At 64.3% G+C, this 15,363-nt stretch carries 15 protein-coding genes; 13 read left to right on the top strand and 2 right to left on the bottom strand.

The genetic code is table 11. The features are described from left to right. Positions 1 to 16: 16 nt before the first annotated feature. The 11 genes from nifH to MRX98_RS00025 all read left to right on the top strand — a co-directional run bounded on the left by nifH (position 17) and on the right by MRX98_RS00025 (position 11,456). A complete protein-coding gene (gene nifH / locus MRX98_RS00075) occupies positions 17 to 841 on the top strand; it encodes a nitrogenase iron protein (RefSeq protein WP_246901939.1) in 825 nt (274 codons plus the stop codon). A gap of 54 nt (positions 842 to 895) precedes the next feature. Continuing rightward, positions 896 to 1,252 carry a P-II family nitrogen regulator gene (locus MRX98_RS00070; RefSeq protein WP_246901937.1) on the top strand — a complete coding sequence of 119 codons (357 nt, stop codon included), beginning with the start codon at positions 896 to 898 and terminating at the stop codon, positions 1,250 to 1,252. Beyond that, positions 1,249 to 1,632: a P-II family nitrogen regulator gene (locus MRX98_RS00065; protein ID WP_246901935.1), complete on the top strand. Its 384-nt coding sequence runs from the start codon at positions 1,249 to 1,251 to the stop codon at positions 1,630 to 1,632. Before MRX98_RS00070 ends, MRX98_RS00065 begins: the two co-directional genes overlap by 4 nt. A gap of 163 nt (positions 1,633 to 1,795) precedes the next feature. Further along, positions 1,796 to 3,457: a nitrogenase molybdenum-iron protein alpha chain gene (nifD, locus tag MRX98_RS00060; RefSeq protein ID WP_246901933.1), complete on the top strand. Its 1,662-nt coding sequence runs from the start codon at positions 1,796 to 1,798 to the stop codon at positions 3,455 to 3,457. Positions 3,458 to 3,542: 85 nt separating this feature from the next. Then, positions 3,543 to 4,919, top strand: a complete 1,377-nt coding sequence (locus MRX98_RS00055; RefSeq protein ID WP_246901931.1) for a nitrogenase component 1 — start codon at positions 3,543 to 3,545, stop codon at positions 4,917 to 4,919. Between the two features lie 170 nt (positions 4,920 to 5,089). Continuing rightward, positions 5,090 to 6,451: a nitrogenase iron-molybdenum cofactor biosynthesis protein NifE gene (nifE, locus tag MRX98_RS00050; protein ID WP_281432135.1), complete on the top strand. Its 1,362-nt coding sequence runs from the start codon at positions 5,090 to 5,092 to the stop codon at positions 6,449 to 6,451. Positions 6,452 to 6,623: 172 nt separating this feature from the next. After that, entirely contained in the window at positions 6,624 to 8,033 is a 1,410-nt protein-coding gene (locus tag MRX98_RS00045; RefSeq protein WP_246901929.1) for a nitrogenase component 1, read from the top strand. Between the two features lie 24 nt (positions 8,034 to 8,057). After that, positions 8,058 to 9,338 carry a radical SAM protein gene (locus tag MRX98_RS00040; RefSeq protein ID WP_246901927.1) on the top strand — a complete coding sequence of 427 codons (1,281 nt, stop codon included), beginning with the start codon at positions 8,058 to 8,060 and terminating at the stop codon, positions 9,336 to 9,338. Between the two features lie 123 nt (positions 9,339 to 9,461). Then, positions 9,462 to 9,767 carry a (2Fe-2S) ferredoxin domain-containing protein gene (locus MRX98_RS00035; protein WP_246901926.1) on the top strand — a complete coding sequence of 102 codons (306 nt, stop codon included), beginning with the start codon at positions 9,462 to 9,464 and terminating at the stop codon, positions 9,765 to 9,767. Positions 9,768 to 9,858: 91 nt separating this feature from the next. Next, the gene (locus MRX98_RS00030; protein WP_246901925.1) at positions 9,859 to 10,317 is read left to right on the top strand and encodes a GNAT family N-acetyltransferase; all 459 of its coding nucleotides are present in this window, start codon (positions 9,859 to 9,861) and stop codon (positions 10,315 to 10,317) included. Between the two features lie 17 nt (positions 10,318 to 10,334). Beyond that, on the top strand, positions 10,335 to 11,456 hold the full coding sequence (locus MRX98_RS00025; protein ID WP_246901924.1) for a homocitrate synthase/isopropylmalate synthase family protein: 1,122 nt from the start codon (positions 10,335 to 10,337) through the stop codon (positions 11,454 to 11,456). A gap of 89 nt (positions 11,457 to 11,545) precedes the next feature. On the opposite strand, the gene MRX98_RS00020 is transcribed toward MRX98_RS00025, so the two are convergent. Both MRX98_RS00020 and MRX98_RS00015 read right to left on the bottom strand, forming a co-directional pair. After that, positions 11,546 to 12,742, bottom strand: coding sequence for a type II toxin-antitoxin system HipA family toxin (locus tag MRX98_RS00020; RefSeq protein ID WP_246901923.1), 1,197 nt, complete (start codon positions 12,740 to 12,742; stop codon positions 11,546 to 11,548). Between the two features lie 52 nt (positions 12,743 to 12,794). After that, complete coding sequence (locus tag MRX98_RS00015; protein ID WP_246901922.1) at positions 12,795 to 13,133, bottom strand: helix-turn-helix transcriptional regulator; 339 nt, start codon at positions 13,131 to 13,133, stop codon at positions 12,795 to 12,797. Positions 13,134 to 13,564: 431 nt separating this feature from the next. On the opposite strand from MRX98_RS00015, the gene MRX98_RS00010 reads away from it, so the two are divergent. Together MRX98_RS00010 and rsgA are read left to right on the top strand one after the other, a co-directional pair. After that, positions 13,565 to 14,368, top strand: a complete 804-nt coding sequence (locus MRX98_RS00010) for a methyltransferase domain-containing protein (protein ID WP_246901921.1) — start codon at positions 13,565 to 13,567, stop codon at positions 14,366 to 14,368. 80 nt (positions 14,369 to 14,448) lie between these two features. Then, positions 14,449 to 15,363 (top strand): ribosome small subunit-dependent GTPase A (gene rsgA, locus MRX98_RS00005; RefSeq protein ID WP_246901919.1); only part of this gene is annotated, 915 nt, incomplete at its 3' end.

Genomic DNA, 15,363 nt, shown 5'->3' with positions numbered 1-15,363 from the left:
TACAGGAGAAGAGGTCATGCGCAAAGTAGCAATTTACGGCAAGGGCGGCATCGGAAAATCCACCACCACCCAGAACACGGTGGCGGGTCTGGCCGAGATGGGCAAGAAGGTGATGGTGGTGGGATGTGATCCCAAGGGCGATTCAACGCGACTGCTGCTGGGCGGTCTGGCGCAGCGTACAGTGCTGGACACCCTGCGCGAGGAGGGCGAGGACGTGGATTTGGCCGATGTGCGCAAGGAGGGGTTCGGCGGCTGCTTGTGCACCGAATCGGGCGGGCCGGAACCGGGGGTCGGCTGCGCCGGGCGCGGCATCATCACTTCCATCAACCTGCTCGAGCAGTTGGGGGCTTACGCCGAGAGCGAGGCGCTAGACTATGTCTTCTACGACGTGCTCGGCGATGTGGTTTGCGGCGGGTTCGCCATGCCCATCCGTGAAGGCAAGGCCCAGGAGATCTACATCGTCGTTTCGGGCGAGATGATGGCCATGTATGCGGCCAACAACATCTGCAAGGGTATCGTCAAATTCGCCGAGGCCGGCGGTGTGCGCTTGGGCGGGCTGATCTGCAACAGCCGCAATGTGGACAACGAGGTGCAGATGATCGAGGCCCTGGCGGACCGGCTCGGCACCCAGATGATTCACTTCGTGCCCCGCGACAACATGGTACAGCGGGCGGAAATCAACCGCAAAACGGTCATCGATTTCGATCCGGCCCACAACCAGGCGGACGAGTACCGCGCCCTGGCGAGAAAGATCGACGGCAATGAAATGAAGGTGATTCCCAAACCGATGAACATTGACGAACTGGAGAAACTGCTGATCGATTACGGCATCGCCAACTGACCGCGGCGTTCCGGGGCACCTTCAACGCAAAAATTTCATGAGAGGAGTATAGCGATGATTATGATTCGATCCATCGTGCGACCCGAGAAGGTCGATGATGTCCTGGCGGCCCTGATGGAGGCCGGTTTTCCCGGCGTCACCAAGATGTCGGTGGTCGGCCGCGGCAAGCAGCGCGGCATCAAGATCGGCGAAATCACCTACGACGAGATCCCCAAGGAGCTGCTGCTCACCGTCGTCAAGGACAACGACAAGGAGTTCGTGGTGCGCACCATCATCAAAGCGGCCCGCACGGGAGAAAAGGGGGCCTTCGGCGACGGCAAGATATTCGTTTCGCCGGTCTTGGAAGCCTACACTATCAGCTCGGGTGTCAAGGAGAACGCCGACGGCACCACAGAAGAGGTGAAGATATGAAAGAGATTCTGGCCATCGTGCGGCTCAACCGCATGAATCAGACCAAGCGGGCCCTGGCCGAAGTGGGGCTGCCGTCGATCACCGGTCGGGATGCCCTGGGCCGCGGCAAGGGGTTGGTGGACCTGCACCTGCTCCAGGGCGCCGAGCGCGGCTACGAGGAGGCCATCTCCCAGTTGGGGCAGAGCCAGCGGCTGATTCCCAAGCGCGCCCTGCTCATCGTGGTGCCCGACACATTGGTGGAGAAGACGGTCCACACCATTGTCCGGGTCAATCGCACCGGCAAGCCGGGGGACGGCATGATCTTCGTGCTGCCGTGCATGAATGCCTGGCGGGTGCGGACGGGGGAGGATGGGGAAGAGGTGTTGGATGATGTGGTGTGAAGAAAGTTTTAAGTTTTAAGTTTAAAGTTTTAAGTTGTGGAATGCTGCCATTTGATTTGGGGAGCGCGTTTGTGTTGAGGATGTAGGGTGGATCAAGCGGAGCGGATCCACCATTATGGGTTGGGAATTGGAGAATTTTGATTTGTGACAAGGAGAATGGGTTATGGCGATTTCAGCCGAATACAAGGATGCGGATGGGGTGCTGGAGGGCAAGGATCTGGAGGGGGTGCGGAGGCGCTTGTTGGAGAAGTATCCGCCCAAGGTGGCCCGTAAGCGGGACAAGCAGATCGTGGTCAACCGGGTGGGGGAGGACGGGTCGGTGCCGGTGGTGATGTCCAATGTGCGCACCGTGCCGGGGCTGATCAGTCAGCGGGGCTGCTGCTACGCCGGGTGCAAGGGGGTGGTGCTGGGGCCTACGCGGGACATCGTCAACATCACCCACGGGCCGGTGGGGTGCGGCTTCTACAGCTGGCTGACGCGGCGCAACCAGACCGATCCCGACAGTTCGCCGGACGGGCACAACTTCATGACCTATTGCTTCACCACCGACATGCAGGACGAGGAGATCATCTTCGGCGGAGAAAAGAAGCTGCGCCTGGCCATCCAGGAGGCCTACGACAACTTCAAACCCAAGGCCATCGCTGTCTTTTCCACTTGCCCGGTGGGGCTCATCGGCGACGACGTGCACGCCGTCTGCCGGGAGATGAAAGAGAAGCTGGGCATCAACGTTTTCGGCTTCTCCTGCGAGGGGTACAAGGGGGTCAGCCAGTCGGCCGGCCACCACATCGCCAACAACGGCATCTTCACCCACGTGGTGGGCACCGACGATGCCGTGCCCGAGGGGGATTTCAAGATCAACCTGCTGGGCGAATACAATATCGGCGGCGACGCCTTTGAAATCGAGCGCATCTTCGAGGCTTGCGGCCTGACCCTGGTGGCCACCTACAGCGGCAACTCCAGTATCGAGCACTTCGCCCGCAGCCACACCGCCGATCTGAACCTGATCATGTGCCATCGGTCCATCAACTACGTGGCCGAAATGATGGAGACCAAGTTCGGGCTGCCCTGGATCAAAGTCAATTTCATCGGGGCTGCGGCCACTGCCAAGTCTCTGCGCAAAATCGCCGCCTATTTCGACGATCCGGCCCTAAGCGAACGGGTGGAGGCGGTGATCGCCGCCGAACTGCCGGCGGTGGAGGCCGAGGCGGCGGCGGTGCGGCCGCGCACCGAGGGCAAGCGGGCCATGCTGTTCGTGGGCGGCTCGCGGGCGCACCATTACCAGGAGCTTTTCGCGGAGCTGGGCATGAAGACCTTGTCGGCGGGCTACGAATTTGCCCACCGGGACGACTATGAAGGCCGCCGGGTGCTGCCCGACATCAAGGTGGACGCCGACAGCCGCAACATCCAGGAGTTGGAGGTGCATCCCGATCCAGAACGCTACCGGCCGCGGGTGGATGCGCAGCGGGCCGAGACCCTGGCTGCGAAAGGGGTCGATTTTGCCGACTACGCGGGGATGATGCCGGAAATGCCTGCCGGCGCCCTGGTGATCGACGACATCAGCCACCACGAAACCGAGAAGATGATCGCGCTGTTCAAGCCGGATATCTTCTGTGCCGGCATCAAGGAGAAGTATGTAATCCAGAAGCACGGCATCCCCCTCAAGCAGTTGCACAGCTATGACTACGGGGGGCCCTATGCCGGGTTCAAAGGGGCGATCAACTTTTACCAGGAGATCGACCGCATGGTCAACAGCCGGGTGTGGGGCTACCTGAAAGCCCCCTGGCAGAAGAATCCGGAACTGGCCGCCAAATACGCCTTTGAATGATCGCCGCAACCGATCTTCTCACACGCACGTATCACACCCACGCAAGCGAGTGTCCGGATGGACACGAAGTAAGGAGTGTACCACCATGCTACTCAGACACACCACCGCCGACATCAAGGAACGCAAGGCGTTGACCGTCAATCCGGCCAAAACCTGTCAACCCATCGGGGCCATGTACGCCGCCCTTGGCATCCACGGGTGCCTGCCCCACAGCCACGGATCCCAAGGTTGCTACGCCTACCACCGCAGCACCCTGACGCGCCACTACAAGGAGCCGGTGATGGCCGCCACCAGCGCATTCACCGAAGGGGCCTCGGTTTTCGGCGGCCAGGCCAACCTGCTGCAGGCCATCGACAACATCTTCACGGTCTATGAACCGGAAGTGATCGCGGTGCACACCACCTGTCTCTCCGAGACCATCGGCGATGACATTCCCCAGATCGTCAACAAGGCCAAGGCCGACGGTCGCATACCGGAGGGCAAATACGTGTTTCACGCCAACACCCCCAGCTATGTCGGCTCCCACGTCACCGGGTTTGCCAGCATGACCAAGGCCATGGTGGACTACTTCGCCGAAAGCGGGCCGCGCAGCCGCACCATCAATCTGATCCCCGGCTTCGTGGAGCCGGCCGACATGACCGAGATCCGGCGCCTGGCCACCGAAATGGGCATCTCCGCCATCCTGTTTCCCGACACCGCCCGGGTGCTCAACGGCCCGTTGACCGGCAAGTACCGCATGTTCCCCGAAGGCGGCGTCACCATCGACCAGTTGCGCCAAAGCGGCGCCAGCGTCGGCAGCATCGCCCTGGGGGCCCTGGCCTCGGCCCCCGCGGGGCTGGCCATGGACGCCAAGTGCAAGGTGCCCTGCGCCGTGCTCAACTTGCCCATCGGCCTGCACGACACCGACCTGTTCGTGGACACCCTGCGGCGCATGGCCGGAGTCAACGTGCCTGAAACCATCGACCTGGAGCGCGGCCAGCTGGTGGACGCCATCTCCGATTGGCACCCCTATCTTTACGGCAAGCGGGTGGGCCTGGTGGGCGATCCGGACCAGCTGCTGGCCCTCTCCCGCTTTCTGACCGCCCTGGACATGCGCCCGGTCTACCTGGTGACCGGCTCGCCGGCCGGCAAAAAGTTCGAGGAGCAGTTGCGTGAAACCCTCGCCGATGCCGGCGACGACCTGCGCATCGCCGTGCCCGGCGACATGTTTCTCTTCCACCAGTGGATCAAGGAGCGCTCCGTGGACCTGCTGATGGGCAACACCTATCTGAAGTACATCGCCCGGGATGAAGACATCCCCTTTGTGCGCTGCGGCTTTCCCATCCTCGACCGCATGGGCCACAGCTACTTCCCCACCGTGGGCTACCGCGGCGCCCTGCGACTGCTGGAGAAGATGTTGGATGCGGTGTTGGATCGGAAGGAGCGGGACAGCAGCGACATCGAATTTGAGTTGGTGCTGTAAGAAGAGATCATTTTAAGTGAAGGGATGCGGCTGTTCGATTCTTGGGGGCGACGGGTTTGGCCTGTTCACCGATCCGGCACTGAAAGGCCTGCCGCATTAAACGACGAGTAGGGTGGATCAAGCGGAGTGGATCCACCGTCGTGGCAGGCATTCTCGAAGAAAGAGATCAAATGATGACATCCATACCGTTGTTGCGGGAACGCGAGAAGCAAATTCATGACAAGGCCGGCGGCGCGCCCTTCGAGATGGCCTGCGACCGGCACAGCCTGGCCGGCAGCGTCAGCCAGCGGGCCTGCGTGTTCTGCGGGTCGCGGGTGGTGCTCTACCCCATCGCCGACGCCCTGCACCTGGTGCACGGCCCCATCGGCTGCGCCGCCTACACCTGGGACATCCGCGGGGCGCTCTCCTCCGGCCCCCAGTTGCACCGCATGAGCTTTTCCACCGACCTGGGCGAGCGGGAGGTGATCTTCGGCGGCGAAAAACGGCTTTACAAAGCCCTCACCGAGCTGATCGCCGCCTACCGGCCCAAGGCGGCCTTTGTCTACAGCACCTGCATCGTGGGCATCATCGGCGACGACGTGGCGGCGGTCTGCCGCCGGGTCGAAAAGGAGCAGGCCATCCCGGTGCTGCCGGTGCACTCCGAAGGGTTCAAGGGCACCAAGAAGGACGGCTACAAGGCGGCCTGCGACGCCCTGTTCGGCCTGGTGGGCACCGGTGACACCACGGATATCGCCCCGGTGAGCATCAACATCCTGGGCGAATTCAACATCGGCGGCGAGGCGTGGCTGATCCGGCGCTACTACGAACAGATGGGCGTGCAGGTGGTGTCGGTGCTCACCGGCGACGGCCGGGTGGACGATGTGCGCCGGGCCCACGGCGCCACCCTCAACGTGGTGCAGTGCTCCGGCGCCATGACCTTCCTGGCCGAGCAGATGCAGGCGCGCTTCGGCATCCCCTACATCCGGGCCTCCTACTTCGGCCTGGAAGACACCGCCAAGGCGCTCTACGACGTGGCCGCGCACTTCTCCGACCATCCCGACGTCCGGGCGCGCACCGAAACCCTGGTGCGCGAGGCGGTCGCCGCCGTGATGCCGGAACTGCGCCGCATCCGCGCCGTCCTGGAAGGCAAGTGCGCCGCCGTTTACGTGGGCGGTGCCTTCAAGGTGTTCTCCCTGATCAAGGCCCTGCGCCTGATCGGCATGCGGGTGGTGCTGGCCGGCTCCCAGACCGGCAATGCCGACGACTACGCCCACATGCGTGCCCTGTGCGACCCGGACACCGTGATCCTGGACGACGCCAACCCCTTGGAGCTCTCCCGCTTCGTCGTGGAAAAGGGGGCCGACCTGTTCATCGGCGGCGTCAAGGAGCGTCCCATCGCCTACAAGCTGGGCCTGGGCTTCTGTGACCACAACCACGAACGCAAAACACCCCTGGCGGGGTTTGAGGGGATGCGAAATTTTGCGAGGGAAGTGCATTTGTCGGTGACAAGTCCGGTATGGGAGATAGTGAAACAAAGTAGTTTTAAGTGTTAAGTGTTAAGTTTTAAGTTAAGGATCGGGTCGTTTTATGGTCGGGGGTGCGGGTGTGGATTGTAGGGGAGAAGTACCTGTTTTACAAAGGCGGCCATCGCTTCCAAACCCAACAAACCCAACAAACCCAACAAACTCTACCAACTCTACCAACTCTACTCCTTATGGAGGTGTTATGGAATCCGATACGCCTTGCGATGATGGTTACACTTTGGCTTCGCTTGTGCCGGTTGTTGCCGCTTCCGCCGTGCAGAATGCCTGCAAGTTGTGTGCGCCGTTGGGGGCTTCGTTGGTGTTCAAGGGGATTGCCGGCGGGGTGCCCTTGCTGCATGGCTCCCAGGGGTGCAGCACCTACATCCGGCGCTATCTGATCAGCCATTTCAAGGAGCCCATGGACATCGCCTGCTCCAACTTCGGCGAGCAGACGGCCGTGTTCGGCGGCGGAGCCAATTTGCAACTGGCCCTGGAGAACGTCTGCCGGCAGTACGCCCCGGCCCTGATCGGCGTGGCCACCACCTGCCTGTCCGAGACCATCGGCGACGACGTGCCCATGTTCATCAAAACCTTCCTGGCCGCCGTGCCCGAAAGCGCCCGGCCGCCCATCGTCCACGTGAGCACCCCCAGCTACCAGGGCAGCCACATGGAAGGGTTTCACCGCGCCGTGCGGGCCGTCCTGGGGGCCCTGGCCCAAGGCCGCGGCGGCGAGGCAACGATCCAGGTCAACCTGTTGCCCGGCCTGCTGTCGCCCGCCGACTTGCGCCACCTCAAGGAGATGGCGGCCGCCTTCGGTCTCCAGGCCATGGTGCTGCCCGACTACAGCGACACCCTGGACGGCGGCCAGTGGGAAAGCTACCAGCGCATCCCCCCCGGCGGCACTCCGTTGCAAGACATCATCGCCGCCGGCAACGCCGCCGCCACCATCGAATTGGGCCACACCCTGGCCGCAGAGCGCGACACCGCTGCCACCGACCTGCAAACCCGCTGCGGCGTGCCCGCCCGGCGCCTAGGGTTGCCCGTGGGCATCCGGCACACCGACGCCCTGCTCCAGGCCCTGGCCGAGATCAGCGGCCGCCCGGTGCCCGACATCTACCAGGCCCAGCGCGGTCGCCTGCTGGACACCCTGGTGGATGGGCACAAGCACGTTAACACCGTGCGCGCCGCCCTCTACGGCGAGGCGGACCTGGTGGCCGGCCTGGCCGCCTTCATGGCCGAGATCGGCATCCACCCCGTAGTGTGCGCCTCGGGTGGCGCCGGCCGCCGCCTGGCCCCGGTGCTGCACCAACTGGTGCCCGCCCGGCAACACGCCGGCATGACCATCCTGGAAGGCGCCGACTTCGCCACCATCGAAGAAGCCGTGGCCGGCGCCCGGCCGGACCTCATCGTGGGCCACAGCAAAGGCTACGCCATGGCCCGGCGCCTGGGCATTCCCCTGGTGCAGGTGGGCTTTCCCATCCACGACCGCATGGGCGGCCCGCGCTTGCTGCACGTCGGCTACGAAGGGGCCGCGTGCCTCTTCGACCGCTTGGCCAACGCCCTCATCGAAACCCGCCAGGCCGCATCGCCGGTGGGATACACCTACATGTGAGCGGAAAAAGAAAAGCGTATCGCCATGAATCTCAGCCACCATCCCTGTTTCAATCCCGGCAGCCACCGGCGCTTCGGCCGCATCCACCTGCCCGTGGCCCCGCGCTGCAACGTACAGTGCAAGTTCTGCAACCGGCGCTTCGACTGCGTCAACGAAAGCCGCCCGGGCGTCACCAGCGCCCTGCTCAGCCCAGCCCAGGCCTTGGACTACCTGGAAAAGGTGATGGCCCGGCGCCCCGAAATCCGGGTCGTGGGCATCGCGGGCCCCGGCGATCCCTTTGCCAACGCCGACGCAACCCTGGCGACCTTTGACTTGGTGCGCCGCCGGTTTCCCGACGTGATGCTCTGTGTGGCCACCAACGGCCTGGAACTGCTGCCCCACATCGAGGCCCTGCACCGCCTGGCCGTCAGCCACGTCACCCTCACCGTCAATACCATCGACCCGGCCATCGGCGCCCAAGTCTACAGCTGGATGCGGGTGGGCAAGCACGTGGTGCGCGCCGAAAAGGCCGCCGCACTGCTGCTGGAGCGCCAAATCGCCGCCATTCGGGCCCTCAAGGCGCGGGACATGATCGTCAAGATCAACGCCATCATTTTGCCCGGCATCAACGACCACCACATCGTCGCCATCGCCGAACGCATGGGGCAACTGGGCGTGGACCTGTTCAACAGCATGCCCTACCATCCCAGCCCCGGCAGCGCCCTGGCCCACCTGCAACCCCCGGCCGCCGCGCAAGTGGCCGCCATCCGCGCCGCCGCCGGCCGCCACGTGCCCCAGATGGCCCACTGCACCCGCTGCCGGGCCGACGCCGTGGGCCTGCTCGGCGAAGCCCCCTCGGCGGAGCTGACGGACCTGCTGCAACGCTGCGGCCACGCGGCGGAACCGGTGGCCGCCAAACCGACCACCAGCGCCGCCGACCGCCCCCACGTGGCCGTGGCCACCATGGAAGGCGCCCTGATCAACCAGCACCTGGGCGAAGCCGCCGAACTGCACATCTACGCCCAAACTCCGGAGGGACCGGCCCTGCTCGAACGCCGGGCCACCCCCGAACCCGGCACCGGCCCTCTGCGCTGGCGCCAACTGGCCATGCGCCTGCGCGACTGCCACACCCTGCTGGTGGCCGGCATCGGCGAAACCCCCCGCAAAACCCTCGCCGCCGCCGGCATCGAGATCATCACCTGCGAGGGGCTCATCCACGATACCCTGGAGCGCCTCTTCGCCGGGCAACCGATTCCGCCGCTGCCCATCGCGCCCCGGCGATCCTGCGGGACCTCCTGCGGAGGAGATATGATGGGGTGTGGGTGAAAAAATAAGGGCAGCAAATCCACCCATTCCCTGCCATCGTAGATGCCGTAGGGTGGATCAAGCGTAGCGGATCCACCGATTCGCATAATAATCAGAAAACACTTCCACAAAAGGAGAAAAACCATGGAAAAGCCCGCCTGCCACATCTTCGTCTGCGCCAGCTTCCGGGCCGACGGCGACCCCAAGGGGGCCTGCCACAAAAAGGGTTCCACCGCCCTGCTGCCCTACATCGAGAACGAAATCCTGGACCGCGGCATGGACGCCCAGGTGACCAGCACCGGCTGCCTCAAGGCCTGCGACCACGGCCCGGTGCTCATCGTCCAACCCCAGGGTACTTGGTACGGCGGCGTTGAAAGCGAAGCCATCGTCGACGAAATCCTCGATGCCGTAGAAGACAACACCCAGGCCACAACACACCTGATCACCTGACCCCAACCCAACCATCGGAATCAACCAAAGAACTCAAAGAACCCAATAAACCCAAAAAACTCAATAAACTCAGCAAAATCGCGAGAATTCCATGACCATGACCATCCGCGACGCCCGGCCCGACGACATCGAACCGATGGTCCACCTGCTGCAACAACTCTTCGCCATCGAAACCGACTTCGCCATCGATCCCCTCCGCCACCGGCGCGGCCTGGCCCTGCTGCTCGACGGCTGCGGCAAGCACCGCTGCATCAAGGTGGCCGCCGCGGCCGGGGAGGTAGTGGCCATGGGATCGGCCCAGACCCTCATCTCCACCGCCGAGGGCGGCCTTGTCGTCCTGGTGGAGGACATCGTCGTGGACGACGCCTGGCGCCAACAGGGCATCGGCCGCCGCATCGCCACCGCCCTGGAAGCGTGGGCCCTGGACCGGGGCGCCACCCGCCTGCAACTGCTGGCGGACCGCACCAACTTCGACGCCCTGGATTTCTACCACTGCATCGGCTGGCGCCCCACCCGCATGATCTGCCTGCGCCGGCACCCCACCCCCTGAAACCGGGAGAGACCGCCATGCACCCGCCCGCGCTCCACAGACGGCCCGTAACCCTCGTCGACACCACCCTGCGCGACGGCCTGCAGGCCCCCGGCGTCGCCATGGGCCGCGAAGACCGTCTCGCCATCGCACGCGCCCTGGCCGCCATCGGCATCGACGAACTGGAGATCGGCACCCCCGCCATGGGACCCTCCGAAATCAGGACAATGCGCGCCATCGCCGCCCTGGGCCTGCCCTGCCGCCTTTCCGCCTGGTGCCGCGCCCGTCCCGAAGACCTCGACGCGGCGGCCGCCGGCCGGGCCGACACCGTCCACATCAGCCTGCCCCTCTCCGACATTCACCTGGCCGCCCTGGGCAAGGACCCCGCCTGGCCCCTGGACCGCCTGCACGCCCTCGTCCCCCCGGCCCGCGCCCGCTTCAAGCGCGTCACCATCGGCGCCCAGGACGCCACCCGCGCCCCCGCCGAGCGCCTCATCGCCATCGCCCGTGCCGCCGCCGCCCTCGGGGTCCATCGCCTGCGCATCGCCGACACCGTGGGCATCGCCCGCCCCGCCGCCGTCACCGCCCTGATCGAAGCACTGATAACCGCCGCCCCGGACCTGCCCCTGGAGTTTCACGCCCACAACGACCTCGGCCTGGCCACGGCCAACGCCCTGGCCGCCGCCGAAGCCGGCGCCGCGGCCCTCAGCCTCACCGTCAACGGCCTCGGCGAACGGGCCGGCAACGCCGCCCTGGAACAGGTGGCCGTGCTGCTCGACAGCCACCCTGACCTCACCAGTCGGCTCGACCCCGCCGGCCTGCCGGCCCTTTGCCGCCGCGTCGCCCGGGCCGCCGAACGGCCGATCCCGCCGGGCCAGCCCATCGTCGGCGCGATGGCCTTCACCCACGCCTCGGGCATCCACTGCCACGCCCTGCTGCGCAACCCGGACACCTACCAACCCTTCCCGCCGGAACGCATCGGCCGCCGCCAACGTTTCCTGCCGGGTCCCCACTCCGGCCGCACCGGTCTGCGCCACCTGCTCCAACAGGCCGGCATCCCCGCCTCGGTCGATCAGCTCAGCGCCTTGCAGACACTGCTGCGCGAGCCCGCGCCGCCGTGCCGGGCAGCAGATTCGCGTTCCGTCCGCAATACGTTTTAGTGCGGCGTGGGGTTCGCGGGAAAGGGGCCCGCACTGTTCAACTCCGTTGATAACACGGGGCGTCTCGGCGACCGCCGAAGGTGCCAGGTCTATTGCTCCATGGAAAAGGGATTCAGAAACTGCCGTTTCCACAGCAGTCGCTTATCCACCTCGTTGAGCTCGGCTTCTTCACAGACAGCGTCCCAATGCCGTTCGATCACGGCGGTCAGGTGGCCGAAGATGTCGCGGGCTTCTTTGTTGGAGAGGAGAAAATTGCTTGCGGTCAACAGGCACGTTTTCAGTTGGCTCGAACGATGATCGCCGGATATGCGCATGGCTTGTGACGCCTCATTGCCCGCGCGCCCTTGCGGGCAGATGTCGTAAGCGGGTGTCAGGGTCAGCGCATGGCCATCCCAAAATGCGGCGTGGTTCCGCGCATGATCGTCGGTATTGCCGCACAGCACATTGAAAACGAGCCGCGAGAACAGCTCTTTGAGCGTCGGCCGCGGATCGGTGAAGCGGTGACGGATGATTTCGGCGAACACTTCATAGCTGGCGTACCGCGCCATCATCTCATCCAGCCGAAACAGCGTCAGCGCCGATACCATGAGCTTCCTGGCCCACTTGCCGCCTTGCGGCACGCGGTCGAACCGTTCTATCAGCAGGACGTCCTTGTTTGCGGCCTTGACCAGCTTTACCGGCGCGACATGCAACCCGGCCAACCGGGCCAGCCGCATGGCGACATACTCGGCCTTGACAACGCTGTACAAATCGGTGCCGGAAGAAAACTTGGCCACGTACTTCTTGCCTTTGTCCTGAATCAAGGCCTTGGGACGCGCGCCGCCAATGGAGCTGCCGTGGAACAACGCCCGATCCAACTCCGGCGTAAGCGGCACGCCATTCTCGACCCGTTCGGCGGAGGTAATCAACTCCTCCAAAAGGACATTATTCGCGGTACGCGGCACGTATTCCGAGGGGGAGCGTTGAAAATCGAGCGCGCCGATGCGGTCGGAGCCGGAGGCCAGCAGGTAAGTCAACTCATCCAGTTCGGCCGTATCGTCGCCAGCGCCTTTAAGCCCCAATGTCATGTTGAGGATCACGCGCCGGCCCCAGGCGTCGGGGGCGGCATCCCGGATACAGCCCGGCATGGTCAAGCCCTCGTGCAGCGGCAGCACGCCGGCCTGCAACGGCAATTCGGGATCGAAAATAGCGATCGCGGGCGTGCCGTCGCCCCGACACTCCAGATAGCTTTTGCCATAGTTGAAAAAGAGCTTGCCGTCATCCGCTTCAAGGCGTCCGGCCACCACAGGCTCGGTTTCGCCCGGCAGCCATATCCAGACAAACGCTTCCTTCTCATGTCTAGAAGTCATCGCGCACCGCTTTGGATTTCTTGCGAACGGATTTGGGCAGAAGGGACAGCTTTTCCGTGGTTTGATGCAGGTGTTTCGTCAGCGCGCCTTCATCCGCATCGAACAGTTTGACGCCCACAATGGCGGCCGCTTCGAACACGGCGCCGATTTCACATTTGAGGTTGCCCTTTTCGATGCGTTGCAGCATTCCTCTGGAAATACCCGCGCGATCAGCCAATTCCCGGGCCGTGAGCCTGCGCGCCTTGCGCGCTTCGCGGATCAACGCGCCAAGCAAGGCCGCCGCATCCCGGCTGTAGCGCGAGTAAGCACGTGTGATGGACTTCGGCATAAGCTGTCCTTTGGTTCGCAAAAAGAGCGCACAACCGCCCGGTGATCCCAACAAGGCTTATGCATAATGACCGTTGAGAAAAAAGTCAAGACATGTTTGGTATTCTTATAGACCGTGGGGATCTTTTGTGGGCCATATATGTACCATTCAACGGCTCTTGCTATCCGGGCCGCAAAGCGATTACGATGTGCACCGTGACGGGGCCACCTGCCCGGCGCGACGCGGTATCCACCATATGCGATTGCCCTGCTCGAAGACCGGGAGAGCATTGACAATTATCCCGATTCGGCATAGCGAAGGCCCGATGGATTCGCAAAAGGTCGATTTTCGGAACCATTGGGCGGCAGCGGCAGGCCGCAACGGTTCCGGCGGATCCGCCACACATGGCGCCCGTGTGCGCCGCTCAAAGGTTCGCCGGGAAGAGGGGAGACATGACGACGGCATACGTTCACGGGTATGACCCGCAAGAGAACATACGCCTGCAAGACCAGGCCACCACGTTGGTCGATCTGCTGCACGCCGATACGGCGTTCCCGGCCGGCAGCCGGGTTCTGGAAGCCGGCTGCGGCGTCGGCGCGCAAACCCTGACCCTGGCCGGGAACAGCCCCGGCGCCGAAATCACCGCCGTCGATATCTCCGCGCAATCGGTCGCCGAAGCCCGGCGCAAGGTCGCCGCGGCAGGGCTGACCAATGTGCGGTTCCGGCAGGGCGACATCTTCCAGTTGCCCTTCGACCCGCAATCCTTCGACCATATCTTCGTCTGCTTCGTCCTGGAGCACCTGAAAGCGCCGGGTGCGGCCCTGACGCACCTGAAAGGCTTCCTGCGGGCGGGCGGAACGATCACGGTCATCGAAGGGGACCACGGATCCGCCTATTTCCATCCGCGCAGCGACGCCGCCTGCGCCGCCATTCAGTGCCAGGTGGAACTGCAGGCCCGCGCGGGCGGCAACGCGCTGATCGGCCGATCGCTCTACCCGCTGCTCACGGAAGCCGGCTATCGCGACGTCCGGGTATCGCCGCGCATGGTCTACGTCGATTCAAGCAAGCCCGAACTGGTCGATGGGTTCACCCGCAAGACCTTCACGGCCATGATCGCAGGTGTGCGGCAAGCCGCGGTCGATGCGCACATCATCGCCCCGGCCGCATTCGACCAGGGCGTCGCGGACCTCTATCGCACCACCGAAGCGGACGGCACCTTTTGCTACACCTTCTTCAAGGCCACGGGAAGCACGTGAATACCAACCCGGCCCGGCGGGTGCACGGAAATTCCCTCCCACCCGGCGCCCGCGCCCAGGACGAAACAATGGCGGAATCCATGACATTGAACGACCTCGGCTTCGACCCCTGGTTCGAAGCACACGCCGGGGCCTTGGAGCAGGCGGATCGGGCCGTCGCGCGCGTTTCGGCCGTCGACCGCGGCGCCTATATGGTTCGGGATGAACACAAGGAGGTGCCCGCGGAACCAGCCGGCAAACTCTATTTCCGCGCCGATTCCCCCGTCGACCTGCCCTGCGTCGGCGACTGGGTGAGCGTGCAATATCACTCCGATAACACCGCCGCCGTCATCCACGACCTTTTTCCCCGAAGAACCTTCCTGCGCCGCAAGTGCGCCGGCGCCAACGTGGACTACCAGATGATCGCCGCCAACATCGACACCGCCTTCATCGTTCAATCCTGCCGCTTCGACTTCAACCCGCGCAGAATGGAACGCTACCTGGTGATGGCCGCCGACGGCGGGGTCGCGCCGATCATCGTGCTCACCAAGACCGACCTGATCGCCGAAGAAGAACTGGCGCAACAGCTCGCGGTGGTGCAACAGACCGCCCCCGCCGTTCCCGTGATCGCCCTGAGCAACGTCACCGGCACCGGGTTCGATCAATTCCAACAAGTGCTGAGGCCCGGGCGGACCTATGGCCTGCTGGGGTCATCGGGCGTCGGCAAGACCACCCTCATCAACCGCCTGATCGGGCGCGACACGTTCAAGACAAAGGGTGTCAGCGCCACCTGCGAAGGCACCCACACAACCTCCCGGCGGCAGCTCATCGCCCTCGATCAGGGCGCGCTGATGATCGACACCCCCGGCATGCGCGAACTCGGCCTGCTGGGCGCCGACGAAGGGGTGGCCCAAGGCTTCGAGGACATTCTCGTGCTGGCCCAGGACTGCCGCTATGCCGATTGCACCCACGTCCGCGAGCCCGGCTGCGCCGTCCGGGCCGCCGTGGAGAGCGGC

Source organism: Desulfatitalea alkaliphila (assembly GCF_022968795.1).
Taxonomy (GTDB): domain Bacteria; phylum Desulfobacterota; class Desulfobacteria; order Desulfobacterales; family Desulfosarcinaceae; genus Desulfatitalea; species Desulfatitalea alkaliphila.
The sequence above is the reverse complement of the archived record's forward strand: the minus strand, read 5'-3'. Positions and strand labels throughout refer to the sequence as shown.

What these genes read in the sequence shown, in the direction of transcription:
- nifH (WP_246901939.1), top strand. Translation starts at nt 17, where the DNA reads ATGCGCAAAGTAGCAATTTACGGCAAGGGCGGCATCGGAAAATCCACC.
- MRX98_RS00070 (WP_246901937.1), top strand. Translation starts at nt 896, where the DNA reads ATGATTATGATTCGATCCATCGTGCGACCCGAGAAGGTCGATGATGTC.
- MRX98_RS00065 (WP_246901935.1), top strand. Translation starts at nt 1,249, where the DNA reads ATGAAAGAGATTCTGGCCATCGTGCGGCTCAACCGCATGAATCAGACC.
- nifD (WP_246901933.1), top strand. Translation starts at nt 1,796, where the DNA reads ATGGCGATTTCAGCCGAATACAAGGATGCGGATGGGGTGCTGGAGGGC.
- MRX98_RS00055 (WP_246901931.1), top strand. Translation starts at nt 3,543, where the DNA reads ATGCTACTCAGACACACCACCGCCGACATCAAGGAACGCAAGGCGTTG.
- nifE (WP_281432135.1), top strand. Translation starts at nt 5,090, where the DNA reads ATGATGACATCCATACCGTTGTTGCGGGAACGCGAGAAGCAAATTCAT.
- MRX98_RS00045 (WP_246901929.1), top strand. Translation starts at nt 6,624, where the DNA reads ATGGAATCCGATACGCCTTGCGATGATGGTTACACTTTGGCTTCGCTT.
- MRX98_RS00040 (WP_246901927.1), top strand. Translation starts at nt 8,058, where the DNA reads ATGAATCTCAGCCACCATCCCTGTTTCAATCCCGGCAGCCACCGGCGC.
- MRX98_RS00035 (WP_246901926.1), top strand. Translation starts at nt 9,462, where the DNA reads ATGGAAAAGCCCGCCTGCCACATCTTCGTCTGCGCCAGCTTCCGGGCC.
- MRX98_RS00030 (WP_246901925.1), top strand. Translation starts at nt 9,859, where the DNA reads ATGACCATGACCATCCGCGACGCCCGGCCCGACGACATCGAACCGATG.
- MRX98_RS00025 (WP_246901924.1), top strand. Translation starts at nt 10,335, where the DNA reads ATGCACCCGCCCGCGCTCCACAGACGGCCCGTAACCCTCGTCGACACC.
- MRX98_RS00015 (WP_246901922.1), bottom strand. Translation starts at nt 13,133, where the DNA reads ATGCCGAAGTCCATCACACGTGCTTACTCGCGCTACAGCCGGGATGCG.
- MRX98_RS00010 (WP_246901921.1), top strand. Translation starts at nt 13,565, where the DNA reads ATGACGACGGCATACGTTCACGGGTATGACCCGCAAGAGAACATACGC.